The 12,983-nt window shown below is 43.7% G+C and carries 11 protein-coding genes and 5 tRNA genes; all 16 read right to left on the minus strand.

Annotated elements, in window-relative coordinates:
• Positions 1-30: 30 nt before the first annotated feature.
• The 16 genes from rpoB to FTU58_RS03250 all read right to left on the minus strand — a co-directional run bounded on the left by rpoB (position 31) and on the right by FTU58_RS03250 (position 12,983).
• Positions 31-4,119 (minus strand): DNA-directed RNA polymerase subunit beta, encoded by a 4,089-nt coding sequence (gene rpoB / locus FTU58_RS03175; protein WP_131260966.1) that lies wholly within the window; start codon positions 4,117-4,119, stop codon positions 31-33.
• Positions 4,120-4,426: 307 nt separating this feature from the next.
• Positions 4,427-4,798 carry a 50S ribosomal protein L7/L12 gene (gene rplL, locus FTU58_RS03180; RefSeq protein ID WP_004975779.1) on the minus strand — a complete coding sequence of 124 codons (372 nt, stop codon included), beginning with the start codon at positions 4,796-4,798 and terminating at the stop codon, positions 4,427-4,429.
• A 48-nt stretch (positions 4,799-4,846) separates the two neighbouring features.
• The gene (gene rplJ / locus FTU58_RS03185) at positions 4,847-5,353 is read right to left on the minus strand and encodes a 50S ribosomal protein L10 (RefSeq protein ID WP_096902333.1); all 507 of its coding nucleotides are present in this window, start codon (positions 5,351-5,353) and stop codon (positions 4,847-4,849) included.
• A gap of 321 nt (positions 5,354-5,674) precedes the next feature.
• Positions 5,675-6,370 carry a 50S ribosomal protein L1 gene (rplA, locus tag FTU58_RS03190; RefSeq protein WP_004975774.1) on the minus strand — a complete coding sequence of 232 codons (696 nt, stop codon included), beginning with the start codon at positions 6,368-6,370 and terminating at the stop codon, positions 5,675-5,677.
• A gap of 3 nt (positions 6,371-6,373) precedes the next feature.
• Complete coding sequence (gene rplK, locus FTU58_RS03195) at positions 6,374-6,802, minus strand: 50S ribosomal protein L11 (RefSeq protein ID WP_004975771.1); 429 nt, start codon at positions 6,800-6,802, stop codon at positions 6,374-6,376.
• A 116-nt stretch (positions 6,803-6,918) separates the two neighbouring features.
• The gene (nusG, locus tag FTU58_RS03200) at positions 6,919-7,452 is read right to left on the minus strand and encodes a transcription termination/antitermination protein NusG (RefSeq protein WP_004975770.1); all 534 of its coding nucleotides are present in this window, start codon (positions 7,450-7,452) and stop codon (positions 6,919-6,921) included.
• A gap of 7 nt (positions 7,453-7,459) precedes the next feature.
• Complete coding sequence (gene secE, locus FTU58_RS03205) at positions 7,460-7,900, minus strand: preprotein translocase subunit SecE (RefSeq protein ID WP_004975769.1); 441 nt, start codon at positions 7,898-7,900, stop codon at positions 7,460-7,462.
• Positions 7,901-7,973: 73 nt separating this feature from the next.
• Positions 7,974-8,049 (minus strand) — tRNA-Trp (locus FTU58_RS03210).
• A gap of 51 nt (positions 8,050-8,100) precedes the next feature.
• On the minus strand, positions 8,101-9,291 hold the full coding sequence (gene tuf, locus FTU58_RS03215) for an elongation factor Tu (RefSeq protein ID WP_004975768.1): 1,191 nt from the start codon (positions 9,289-9,291) through the stop codon (positions 8,101-8,103).
• 148 nt (positions 9,292-9,439) lie between these two features.
• Positions 9,440-9,514: transfer RNA gene (locus FTU58_RS03220), tRNA-Thr, on the minus strand.
• A gap of 14 nt (positions 9,515-9,528) precedes the next feature.
• A tRNA-Gly gene (locus FTU58_RS03225) sits at positions 9,529-9,604 on the minus strand.
• A 36-nt stretch (positions 9,605-9,640) separates the two neighbouring features.
• A tRNA-Tyr gene (locus FTU58_RS03230) sits at positions 9,641-9,724 on the minus strand.
• A gap of 55 nt (positions 9,725-9,779) precedes the next feature.
• Positions 9,780-9,855 (minus strand) — tRNA-Thr (locus tag FTU58_RS03235).
• A 98-nt stretch (positions 9,856-9,953) separates the two neighbouring features.
• Entirely contained in the window at positions 9,954-11,447 is a 1,494-nt protein-coding gene (gene trpE, locus FTU58_RS03240) for an anthranilate synthase component I (RefSeq protein ID WP_167845714.1), read from the minus strand.
• 152 nt (positions 11,448-11,599) lie between these two features.
• On the minus strand, positions 11,600-12,271 hold the full coding sequence (locus FTU58_RS03245) for a phosphoglycolate phosphatase (protein ID WP_180062038.1): 672 nt from the start codon (positions 12,269-12,271) through the stop codon (positions 11,600-11,602).
• A gap of 61 nt (positions 12,272-12,332) precedes the next feature.
• Positions 12,333-12,983, minus strand: coding sequence for an FHA domain-containing protein (locus tag FTU58_RS03250; protein WP_179994906.1), 651 nt, complete (start codon positions 12,981-12,983; stop codon positions 12,333-12,335).

The following is a 12,983-nucleotide window of genomic DNA, read 5'->3' on the forward strand; positions in this document are numbered from 1 at the left end:
GAGGGATTTAGGGAGATTTAATGGAGATGCTTAGTCACCATTTTTCAGTTCAATGTTGATACCTAAAGAACGGATCTCTTTGGTCAATACGTTAAACGATTCAGGCATACCTGGGTCCATATAATGGTTACCATCTACAATGTTCTTATAGATACGGGTACGACCTTCAACGTCATCCGACTTCACAGTGAGCATTTCTTGAAGTGTGTATGCAGCACCGTATGCTTCAAGTGCCCAGACTTCCATCTCACCGAAACGCTGACCACCGAATTGTGCCTTACCACCCAACGGCTGTTGCGTTACAAGTGAGTAAGAACCTGTAGAACGCGCGTGCATCTTGTCATCCACCAAGTGGTTGAGTTTGAGCATGTACATATAACCTACAGTCACTGGACGGTCGAATTTCTCGCCTGTACGACCATCGTACAACACGGTTTGACCTGAACGTGGTAATTCAGCCAGTTCAAGTAATTCTTTAATTTGACCTTCTTCTGCACCATCAAATACAGGAGTAGCCAATGGAACACCTGCACGTAAGTTGCCAGCCAATACCAAGATTTCATCATCAGTTAAGCTGTCAAGATCTTCTTGCTCGCCACCGACTTTGTTATAAATCTTGTCTAGGAACTCACGTAGTTCAGCAATTTCGCGTTGTTGTTTGAGCATTTTATCAATTTGCTCACCCAAACCTTTGGCTGCCATACCCAAGTGTGTTTCAAGAATCTGACCCACGTTCATACGCGATGGTACGCCTAGCGGGTTCAATACGATATCTACTGGTACACCGTTAGCATCGTGTGGCATGTCTTCTACAGGCAAGATGTTTGATACAACACCTTTGTTACCGTGACGACCCGCCATCTTGTCACCCGGTTGGATGCGACGTTTAACAGCAAGGTAAACTTTAACAACTTTCAATACGCCCGTAGTGAGTTCATCGCCTGTAGAAAGCTTACGTTTCTTCTCAGCGAATTTCTCATCAATTTCAAAGCTCTTCTCTTTCAAGAAAGTTTGAATTTGAGTTAAACGCTCAGCGATTGCTTCATCACTTGGTTGAATTTCAAGTAGATCAACTAACTCTAAACCAGACAACACATCTTCAGAAAGTTTGTCACCACGTTTAGTTGTACCGCCACCGTTAGATTCTTGACCTTTCAATAAGCGGATAATACGTTCACGCGCTGCTTCTTCAAAGATTTTGTATTCTTCTTTCAAGTCTTTGCGATACGCATCAAGCTGTGCTTTTTCAATCGCTTGCGCACGTTCGTCTTTTTCTAAACCATCACGAGTAAAGACTTGAACGTCAATCACAGTACCTTTAGTACCCGATGGAACGCGCAATGATGAATCTTTCACATCTGCGGCTTTTTCACCGAAGATTGCGCGAAGCAATTTTTCTTCAGGGGTTAACTGAGTTTCACCCTTAGGCGTTACTTTACCAACAAGGATGTCGCCTGCAGTAACTTCAGCACCAATGTAAACGATACCAGACTCGTCTAGTTTAGACAGTGCAGCTTCGCCCACGTTTGGAATATCAGCTGTGATTTCTTCCGCACCCAATTTGGTATCACGTGCAACGCATGACAACTCTTGAATGTGAATCGAAGTTAAGCGATCTTCTTGAAGTACACGCTCAGAAAGCAAGATAGAGTCTTCGTAGTTATAACCATTCCAAGTCATGAACGCGACGCGCATGTTCTGACCGAGTGCAAGCTCACCACCATCTGTAGATGGACCGTCAGCCAATACATCACCACGACCTACCTTATCACCCATCTTCACCAAAACTTTTTGGTTAATACAAGTGTTTTGGTTTGAACGTGTGTATTTGATCAGGTTGTAGATATCTACACCTGCTTCACCCGCGATCATTTCTTCTTCGTTCACACGAATGACTACACGTGAAGCATCGACATATTCAATACGACCACCACGGTTTGCAATTACACACACACCTGAGTCATGTGCTACGTTCGCTTCCATCCCTGTACCCACAAGTGGTTTATCAGCGATAAGCGTCGGAACAGCCTGACGTTGCATGTTCGATCCCATCAAGGCACGGTTGGCGTCATCGTGCTCAAGGAATGGAATCAGTGATGCTGCTACAGATACAACCTGCTGTGCAGAAACGTCCATGTGCGTCACGCGCTCTGGCGGCATACGCACGAAGTCACCTTGGTGACGTACAGATACGAATTCTTCTGTTAAATTGCCATCTTGGTCTACGCTTGAGTCCGCTTGCGCAATGATCGTGCCCACTTCTTCAATTGCAGATAAATACTCAACCTCATCGGTTACACGACCATCAACCACTTTACGGTATGGCGTTTCCAAGAAGCCAAAATTATTACATTTTGCATAAACAGAAAGCGAGTTGATCAAACCAATGTTTGGACCTTCAGGCGTTTCAATTGGACACACACGACCATAGTGAGTTTGGTGTACGTCACGTACCTCAAAGCCTGCACGTTCACGTGTCAAACCACCTGGACCAAGCGCAGATACGCGACGCTTGTGGGTAATTTCAGACAACGGGTTGTTTTGGTCCATGAACTGAGACAATTGGCTTGAACCAAAGAATTCTTTGATTGCAGCAGCCACTGGCTTCGCATTGATTAAATCTTGCGGAGACAGGTTGTCTGTTTCAGCTTGTGACAAACGCTCTTTTACAGCACGCTCAACACGTACCAAACCAACACGGAATTGGTTTTCAGTCATCTCGCCCACTGAACGTACGCGACGGTTACCCAAGTGGTCGATATCGTCGACTTCACCTTTACCGTTACGGATTTCGATCAATGTTTTAAGTACATCGGTAATGTCTTCGTTAGACAAAATACCTTCAACTTCACGTGATTTCTGATCTGTACCCACTTCGTAAGGACGACCCAAACGACGGTTGAACTTCATACGACCTACTGGCGATAAATCATAACGCTCAGAAGAGAAGAACAAGTTATTGAACAGATTTTCAGCGGCTTCTTTCGTCGGTGGCTCACCTGGACGCATCACTTTGTAGATTTCTACCAAAGCATCTTCACGACCAACAGTTGTATCTGCACGTAAGGTGTCCGCAATGAACGAACCACGGTCGATGTCATTGGTGAATAGGATGTTAAATTGTTTAACACCACCTTCTGCAAGTTTCACCATGATTTCATGGCTTAACAAGGTGTTTGCAGCAATCACATCGCCATCTTTTAGCTGGATGTCTTCTGCAGTAATACGTTCGTACAAGTACTCATCAGGAACTGAAAGCTTCTCAAGACCAGCTGCTTCCATTTGACGTACGTGACGCGCATTAATGCGTTTACCTTGCTCAACAATCACTTTGCCGTCAGTATCAGTGATGTCAAATTGTGCCATTTCGCCACGTAAGCGTTCTGGGACAAGGTCAATTTGGTAGCTACCCATGTCTAAATAGACAGGTACTTTCTCAAAGAACAAGTCTAGGATTTGTTCATTGCTATAGCCCAATGCACGCAACACTACAGTCGCAAGCAATTTACGACGACGGTCAATACGCACATAAACGAGGTCTTTGGCATCGAATTCAAAGTCTAACCATGAGCCACGGTAAGGAATAATGCGTGCTGAATACAACACTTTACCGCTCGAGTGGGTCTTACCTTTATCATGGTCAAAGAACACGCCTGGTGAACGGTGTAATTGAGAAACAATTACACGCTCAGTACCGTTAATCACAAAGGTACCGTTATCCGTCATCAATGGCATTTCGCCCATGTAGACTTCTTGCTCACGCACATCTTTGATTGATTTCGTTTCACGATCTTTAATGATCAAACGAATTTTTACGCGCATTGGTGCCGCATAAGTTGAGCCGCGAAGAATACACTCACGTACATCAAACTCAGGCTTACCAAGACTATACTCAACAAATTCTAAAGCAGCATTGCCAGAATAACTTTCTATAGGAAAAACTGAACGAAATGCGGCTTGGAGACCGATATCTTCGCGGCTTTTTGGAGTTTTGCCATCTTGAAGGAAAGTACGGTACGAGTCGACTTGAATCGAAAGCAAGTACGGTGCATCCATTACTTGGGGCAATTTACCAAAATTCTTACGGATCCGTTTCTTTTCGGTATATGAGTATGCCATCTGGAGTCCTCGGAAAGTAAACTAAACCCGCCTGCAGAACGGGTTTAGAAGGAATTACGCAGGCCGATATGGCCACCACTCTTTACAAATGCTGCAATTTTTAGTGGTATTAAAACGCTTAACAATATTTTTAAATGTGGAAAAATATTGGTAAGCGTTTGATTTTATTGGTTTATATTGTTTTCGATGGTTTTCCCATCATTCAAACAAAAATCGAGCCGATAATTGTAACGCAAAAAGGCTGATGACCCAAGAGCCATCAGCCATTTTTTGGAGTCGATTATAAAAAAATCGACTCCCCTTAAGATTACTTAAGTGTAACTGTAGCACCAGCTTCTTCAAGTTTCTTCTTAAGCTCTTCACCTTCTTCTTTAGAAACAGCTTCTTTGATCACTGAAGGAGCGCCTTCAACGATGTCTTTAGCTTCTTTAAGACCAAGGCCAGTAGCTTCACGAACTGCTTTAATTACAGCAACTTTGTTCGCACCGAAAGAAGTCAACTCAACGTTGAATTCAGATTGCTCTTCTGCAGCAGCAGCGCCAGCGCCTGGAGCAGCAGCAACAGCAACAGCAGCAGCTGATACATTGAATTTCTCTTCAAAAGCAGAGATAAGTTCAACAAGTTCAAGAACAGTTTTTTCAGCAACTGCGTTTAAGATTTCTTCGTTAGTTAAAGCCATGAGAATAACTCCAAATGGAAATTGAATGGTGTGGAAATAAATTTAAGCTTATGCAGCTTCTGACTCGTTTTTCTCTTTGAGCGCAGTAATAAGGCGACCCAATTTCGAAATAGGAGCTTGAAGAACGTTTGCAAGCATAGTAAGCGCTTTTTCTTGGTTCGGAAGATTCGCAATTACGCTAACTTCAGCACCTTGATAAAGTTTGCCGTCAAATGCAGCAGCTTTAAGTTCAAATGCTTTATTCGTTTTAGCGAATTCTTCGAACAAGCGTGCAGCTGCACCCATGTCGTCTTCAGAAGTTGAGAAAGCTAAAATTGTTGGGCCAACAAGGTTGTCGTTCAAGATCGTGAATTGCGTATCTTGAAAAGCACGTTTAGCCAAAGTATTACGTACAACACGTGTAGTAACACCTAATTTACGCGCTTCAACACGTAGAGCCGTTAATTGCTCAACGCTCATACCTTGATAGTCAGCAACAACAGCAGAGAACGCTTTAGAAGCAACTTCGTTAACTTCTGCTACGATCTGTTTTTTGTCTTCGATAAGAAGAGCCATTGTAAAACCTCCTAACGGTGATTTATGTGCTTACGTGAAGCACACTCCCAATTCGTAAATTCATTGCTGAACTTACACGCGGAGGAGGAATAAATCACACCACCGCGTCTACCCAGGCTGGAAGATTAAGAAAGCAGCATAAAACTACTCTCGCCTGAGGTCTTTGACGCTGATAAATTCTCATTTACCAATTCAAAGTCCGCCTGAATGTCCCCCTCTCCTGCTAGGAGAGGGTTAGGGAGAGGTTTAACCCTCATCCCGACCTTCTCCCAGAGGGAGAAGGAGACTTTTCAGGACTTTAAAATTCTTTCTAAGTCAGACTTAGTTAGAAACGTTCTGTACATCAATAACAAGACCAGGACCCATAGTAGAGCTCAAAGTGATCTTTTTGATGTATACGCCTTTAGAAGTTGCAGGCTTTAACTTTTTCAAGTCAGCAACTAAGGTTTCAACGTTTGAACGAACTGCTTCAGCAGTAAAGCCAACTTGACCAATCGCAGCGTGGATAATACCCGCTTTGTCTACACGGTAACGCGCTTGACCTGCTTTTGCATTTTTAACTGCAGTCGCAACGTCAGGAGTTACAGTACCCACTTTAGGGTTTGGCATTAAGCCACGTGGACCAAGAATCGTACCCAACTTACCTACTACGCGCATTGCATCCGGAGCTGCAATCACAACGTCAAAGTCAAGGTTACCCGCTTGAATGCTTTCAGCTAAGTCGTCGAAACCAACCACGTCTGCGCCTTCAGCTTTAGCAGCTTCTGCAGCAGCACCTTGAGCGAAAACAGCTACACGTACAGTTTTACCAGTACCTGCAGGAAGTGTAGTCGCACCACGAACAACCTGATCAGATTTACGTGGGTCAACACCTAGGTTTACCGCAACATCCAAAGATTCTTTGAATTTAGCAGCAGGAAGGTTGTTTAGAACTTCAACTGCTTCTTCCAAAGTGTAAACTTTGTTTGCTTCTACAGCAGCAGCAATGGCTTTTTGACGTTTAGTTAACTTTGCCATGTCTTATAGCTCCACATCCAAGCCCATAGAACGTGCAGAACCAGCAATGGTACGCACACGTGCTTCTAAATCAGCACCAGTTAAATCTGGTTCTTTAGTAGTCGCGATTTCTTCTAATTGAGCACGAGTCAACTTACCAACTTTGTTTTTGTTAGGTACAGCTGAACCCTTTTGAATGCCTGCAGCTTTCTTAAGAAGAATTGCAGCAGGAGGAGTTTTCATGATGAATGTGAACGACTTGTCGTTGTACACAGTGATCACTACAGGAATTGGCAAACCTGGTTCAACTTTTTGTGTAGCAGCATTGAATTCTTTACAGAATGCCATGATGTTAACACCACGTTGACCTAATGCAGGACCAATTGGTGGAGATGGATTCGCTTTACCAGCTGGAACTTGCAGCTTGATATAGCCGTCAATCTTCTTAGCCATTTCAAATTACCTCTGGGTACAAACGCCGCTAGGCTCCCCAATATTTTAAGTAACGATACCGTTACAACAACAATGCCCGATTCATCATAAATCGGGCGTTTTCCAACCACTCAAACTTAAACGGATTTTTCGACTTGACGAAATTCCAGCTCAACCTGAGTAGGTCGATTAAATACATTAATTGTCAACGTTAAACGTGACTTCTCGTATTGAACTTCTTCCACCACGCCTTTAAAGTCGGTGAATGGACCATCAATCACAAGTAATTCTTCGCCTGGTTCAAACATCGTCTTCGGACGAGGTGCTTCACCAGTATTGCGTACACGTGCAAGAATCGCGTCAGCTTCTTTTTGCGTAATTGGGGCAGGCTTTTCTGCTGTACCACCAATAAAACCTAAAACTTTTGGACACTCTTTAACAATGTGCCAAGTTTCATCGTTCATTTCCATTTCAACCAATACATAGCCTGGAAAGAACTTACGCTCTGACTTACGTTTCTTACCATCCTTCATTTCTACCACTTCTTCGGTAGGAACAAGGACTTCACCAAAGCTATCGGCAACAGCGCTACGCTGGATTCGATCATTAAGCGAACGCATCACTTGTTTTTCATAACCTGAGTAGGCATGAATAATGTACCAACGTTTCATAGCTCTTTTACCCGATAATTAACTTGATTGCCCAGCCTAACAAATAGTCAAAACACCACAATACAATTGAAGTGACTACAACAACAATCAATACATGCCATGACGTTGTTACAGTTTCCTGTTTAGTAGGCCAAGTGACTCGACGTAACTCAATACGTGAATCTTTAAGCAAACGAACAAAGCCTTTGCCTTGATGGGTGGCGTATAATAAACCTAAAGCCACAACGATACAAGCCAAAATTACCCCAACACGCACCCAAATATCATTGGCTGGTGCCCAATACGCAGGAAGATGCTGATTCACCATCATCGAAGCGATGAATAAAATCAAAGCGATACCCCACAACACGTAGTCTAATGGAGAACTCGATTGAACAACTTCAGCAGAATTATTTCTTTGAGGGATTGGCGCGTCGCTTAATGCGTCACGCGATTTATCATTCGACATTTTTGTACTCGTCGTAGAATTCGCGACTTATTATATGACTAGATTAGCCGACATCAAGCTTTTTTAAAAAAAGTGGCAGGCCAGGAGGGACTCGAACCCCCAACATTCGGTTTTGGAGACCGACGCTCTACCAATTGAACTACTGACCTACAAAACAGAACGAGAGCCAAAGCTCTCGACCTGTTTAACACATTCTATAATTATGCTGTTACTTTAGCAACAACACCCGCACCTACAGTACGACCACCTTCACGGATCGCAAAACGTAGACCTGGGTCCATTGCGATTGGGTGGATTAATTCTACTGACATTTCAACGTTGTCACCTGGCATTACCATTTCAACGCCTTCTTTCAACTGGATTGCACCAGTTACATCAGTTGTACGGAAATAGAATTGTGGACGGTAACCGTTAAGGAATGGAGTGTGACGACCACCCTCTTCTTTAGAAAGTACGTATACTTCCGCATCGAATTTAGTGTGTGGCTTGATTGTACCTGGCTTAGCAAGTACTTGACCACGTTGTACGTCTTCACGCTTAGTACCACGTAAAAGAACACCACAGTTCTCGCCCGCACGACCTTCGTCAAGAAGTTTACGGAACATTTCTACGCCAGTTACAGTTGTTTTAACTGTGTCTTTGATACCAACGATTTCAACTTCTTCGCCTACTTTCACGATACCAGTTTCTACACGGCCAGTTACTACTGTACCACGACCAGAAATAGAGAATACGTCTTCGATTGGCATTAAGAATGCTTGATCGATTGCACGTACTGGCTCTGGGATGTAAGTATCAAGCGCTTCAACAAGAGCAACTACAGCATCTTCGCCATATTGACCTGATTCACCGTTAAGTGCAGCAAGTGCTGAACCACGGATTACTGGAGTGTCGTCGCCTGGGAAGTCGTAAGTAGAAAGAAGTTCACGAACTTCCATTTCAACTAATTCGATTAACTCTTCGTCGTCTACGATATCGCATTTGTTTAAGAATACGATGATGTAAGGTACACCTACCTGACGAGAAAGAAGGATGTGTTCACGAGTTTGTGGCATTGGACCATCAGTCGCTGAACAAACAAGGATCGCACCATCCATCTGAGCAGCACCAGTGATCATGTTTTTAACATAGTCGGCGTGACCTGGGCAGTCTACGTGCGCGTAGTGACGAGTTGGAGAGTCGTATTCTACGTGAGAAGTATTAATTGTAATACCACGTGCTTTTTCTTCTGGTGCAGAGTCGATAGCAGCGTAATCTTTCGCTTCACCACCAAACTTACGTGCACATACTGTAGCAATCGCAGCTGTTAAAGTTGTTTTACCATGGTCAACGTGACCGATTGTGCCCACGTTAACGTGTGGCTTATTACGTTCAAACTTAGCCTTAGCCATGTTCATCTTCCTCGTTTACGTCGAACACAATGCTGAGTAAAACTCTGCCCCGACATATCGCCTAAAAAACTAGACACCTAATACTTGAAAAGCAGACTAATAAGCCTGCTTTTTGAAAATCTTGTGCGAATAATCGCTAAACTGTATCTGGAGCTCTTATCGAGATTTGAACTCGAGACCTCTCCCTTACCAAGGGAGTGCTCTACCACTGAGCTATAAGAGCGACAAATCCTTCGATGGAGCGGGAGACGAGGATCGAACTCGCGACATGCAGCTTGGAAGGCTGCCGCTCTACCAACTGAGCTACTCCCGCATCTATGTTGGTAATTACCACTTCTATCGAAGTTAATGGTGGTGGGAGAAGGATTCGAACCTTCGAAGCTTACGCGGCAGAGTTACAGTCTGCTCCCTTTGACCGCTCGGGAATCCCACCATTTTCACACTTACTCAGTGTTCGTTCTTTACTTAACAACTCAAACTCCCTAAGATGGTGCCGGCACACGGATTCGAACTGTGGACCTACTGATTACAAGTCAGTTGCTCTACCAACTGAGCTATGCCGGCGTTTCTTAGTGTTTCGTACGTTTCGTATCGGAACGGTGTGCAGTTTAGCAAAACTTGAAATCCGTGCAAGTGTTTTTTTCAAAAAAAACGCTAAAAACTCATAAAATCAATCCATTTGATGATAATTCAACCGCTTTGATCACTGCGCGAGCTTTTATTTGGGTTTCATTCCATTCAGATTCAGGATTTGAGTCCGCAACTAGACCTGCGCCTGCCTGCACATAGACCTTATTTTGACGAATAACACAGGTACGAATCGCAATCGACATGTCCATTTCGCCATGCCAGCCTAAATAACCAACAGCACCACCAAAAACACCACGTTTTACAGGCTCAACTTCATCAATAATTTCCATGGCACGAATTTTTGGTGCACCCGAAAGTGTCCCTGCAGGGAAAGTTGCCTGAAAAACATCCAAAGCATCGACATCGTCACGCACTTCACCTTGCACATTGGACACAATATGCATGACATGCGAATAACGCTCGATCACCATTTGATCAGTCACTTGTACTTTACCAATTTTGGCGATACGCCCGACATCATTACGCCCCAAGTCAATCAGCATTAAGTGTTCGGCAATTTCTTTTTCATCCGACAACAAATCTTGCTCAAGTGCCAAATCTTCTTCTTTGGTTTTACCGCGCGGGCGTGTACCTGCTAAAGGACGCACAGTGGCAATACCATTTTCCAAACGCGATAAAATTTCAGGTGATGAGCCGACAATATGAAACGGCTGATCATCGCCCAAAGTTTTGCCTTGTACCAAGAATAAGTACGGCGATGGGTTGAGATGGCGCAAAGCACGATAAACCTGTAACGGCTCACCATCAAAATCTGACACCATGCGATGTCCAGGCACCACTTGCATAACATCGCCTGCACGAATGTATTCTTTGACGGTATCAATGGTCGCCAAGAATTTTTCTTTGCCTGTAAGCGATTCAAAATGTGGTGGCGTATGTTTTTCTGCTTTTAGACTAATCGGGGTTGCTAAAATTTCTTCTAGTGCATCGAGTTGTTGCTGCGCCTGAGTATAAGCATCTGCCTGCGCTGCATCGGCATGCACAATTAAGAACAAGGTATCTTTTAAGTTATCAAATACGATGACTGTTTTAGACAACATCATCCAAATATCAGGTAAACCGACTGGATCTTCTGCAGGCACATTCTTTAAACGAGGTTCGATATAACGCACTGCATCGTAACCAAAATAACCCACCAAACCACCTGTAAAGCTTGGCAATTCAGGCAAGTCGGCTTGTGTAGGTACTTTAAATTGCGCCTGAAAATCGCGGATATACTGAAACGGCTGCGCACAAGTTTGTTTTTCGATTGAACCATCGGCGTGTTGGATGGTGAGTTCACCCGCATTGCAGGAGAAAACTGTAGATTCACCCAAACCAATAATTGAATAACGCGCCCAGTTTTCACCGCCTTCTACAGACTCAAACAAATAAGCTTGTTGATGCTGCTTCAAACGCGCAAATACCGACAATGGAGTTTCGGTATCAGCCAAACGCTGGCGATATACAGGAATGAGGTTGTAGCCTGCTGCTTTAAGTTGTTCAAATTGAGTCTGAGTGGTCATGTGGAGCTCTCTATATTTCGATGTAGCAATGTTTTCGATAAGACGAAGTGAAGGACGGTTGTAGATTGACTAGCGTCGCCATCGAAATATGGGCATTACAGCCTGACTCATATTGATATCCTTTATAGCAATTAGCGCGAAGTTTTAAGCACTTAAATATTTAACAATTCAGTTAAATTATCCACAATTTGTTGTGGCTGACAATTGGCAATCGGCTCACCATGATTATAGCCGTAGCTGACTACAATACAATCAATCCCCGCTCGACGCGCGGCTTCAACATCATTAGAAGAATCACCAATCATCAAGACTTGAGACTTCTCCACCTGATAATGCTCAACACAATGCAGCAATTGACGCGGGTGTGGTTTACGCTCCTCAAAGCGATCTCCACCAATCACATCATCAAAATAGTGTTGCATCTCTAATGCTTCAACAATGGCACGAGCTGGCTGCTCAGGTTTATTAGTCACACAAACTAAGGTTTTTTGTTGTGCTTTTGCCCAGTCCAAAAATTCAATAATGCCCGGGAATGGTTGTGTGTCGATACACGGATCGGCATTATAAATTTCTAAGAAGGTGTTCAGTAGCTGTTGTTGCTGTTCAGGGTGAACTTCGCCCATTAAGTGCGATAAGACACTATTGCAAAATACCGCAGTTCCCTTCCCCACCCAAGTTCGCACTTGCTCCAATGTTACCAAAGGCAGTTGCAGCGCATTTAAACTCATGTTCATGGCGCGGTATAAATCTGTCGCAGAATCGACCAAAGTGCCATCTAAATCAAATAAAATGACTTGACGTGTATCAAGCTGAGCAATAGACATTCTTCCCCCTAAATGAACAAAGGCATGCGATCGCATGCCTTGATTGTAAAGCAAAGGCTGCTTATTTAAACAATAGCCAAGCCAAAACTGCCAAAACCACCAAGACAATCAGTGAAATCAAGCCAACAGAAGCATTTTTTTGCTGTTCTTTCTCTTGTTCCACACGAGAAACAGGCTGCTCGACAGACACAGGTGTTGGCTCTGCTGGAACTGCATGAATATCCACGCCTTCTGGAATAGGTGCTGGTTTTGGTACTGCCACGCCTTGCGGCATACCATCACGGTTTAATTGCACAGAACTGTCACGTTGATTCAATTCAGGCATTCCCTGCTCGTTCATTTGCTGTGCAGGTGTTTTTTCTGTTTGTGCTGTGACTTTTTCAGCAGTTTCGGCGACATCTGCCGCATGTTCCAATTCAACCGCAGGCGCAAATACTGAAAACTTTAAGCTGGCAAATTGGACGATATCACCTTCTTTAAGTAAGGTTTCATCGGCAATGCGTAAATCATTTACAAAAGTGCCGTTGGAAGAATTTAAATCTTGCACATACAGCGCTTGTTCTTTAAGTAAAAAAGCCGCATGTTTACGTGAAATTTCTGCCGATTGCAGCATCAAATCTGCACTTTGATGACGCCCCACCAACATATCACGGTCGATACTAATTTCTTGGCCAGTAAATTCACCGCTAATTGCTTGTATTTTCCAAGTCAT

Origin of the sequence: Acinetobacter sp. YH12120 (genome assembly GCF_013418795.1) — a bacterium.
Taxonomy (GTDB): domain Bacteria; phylum Pseudomonadota; class Gammaproteobacteria; order Pseudomonadales; family Moraxellaceae; genus Acinetobacter; species Acinetobacter towneri.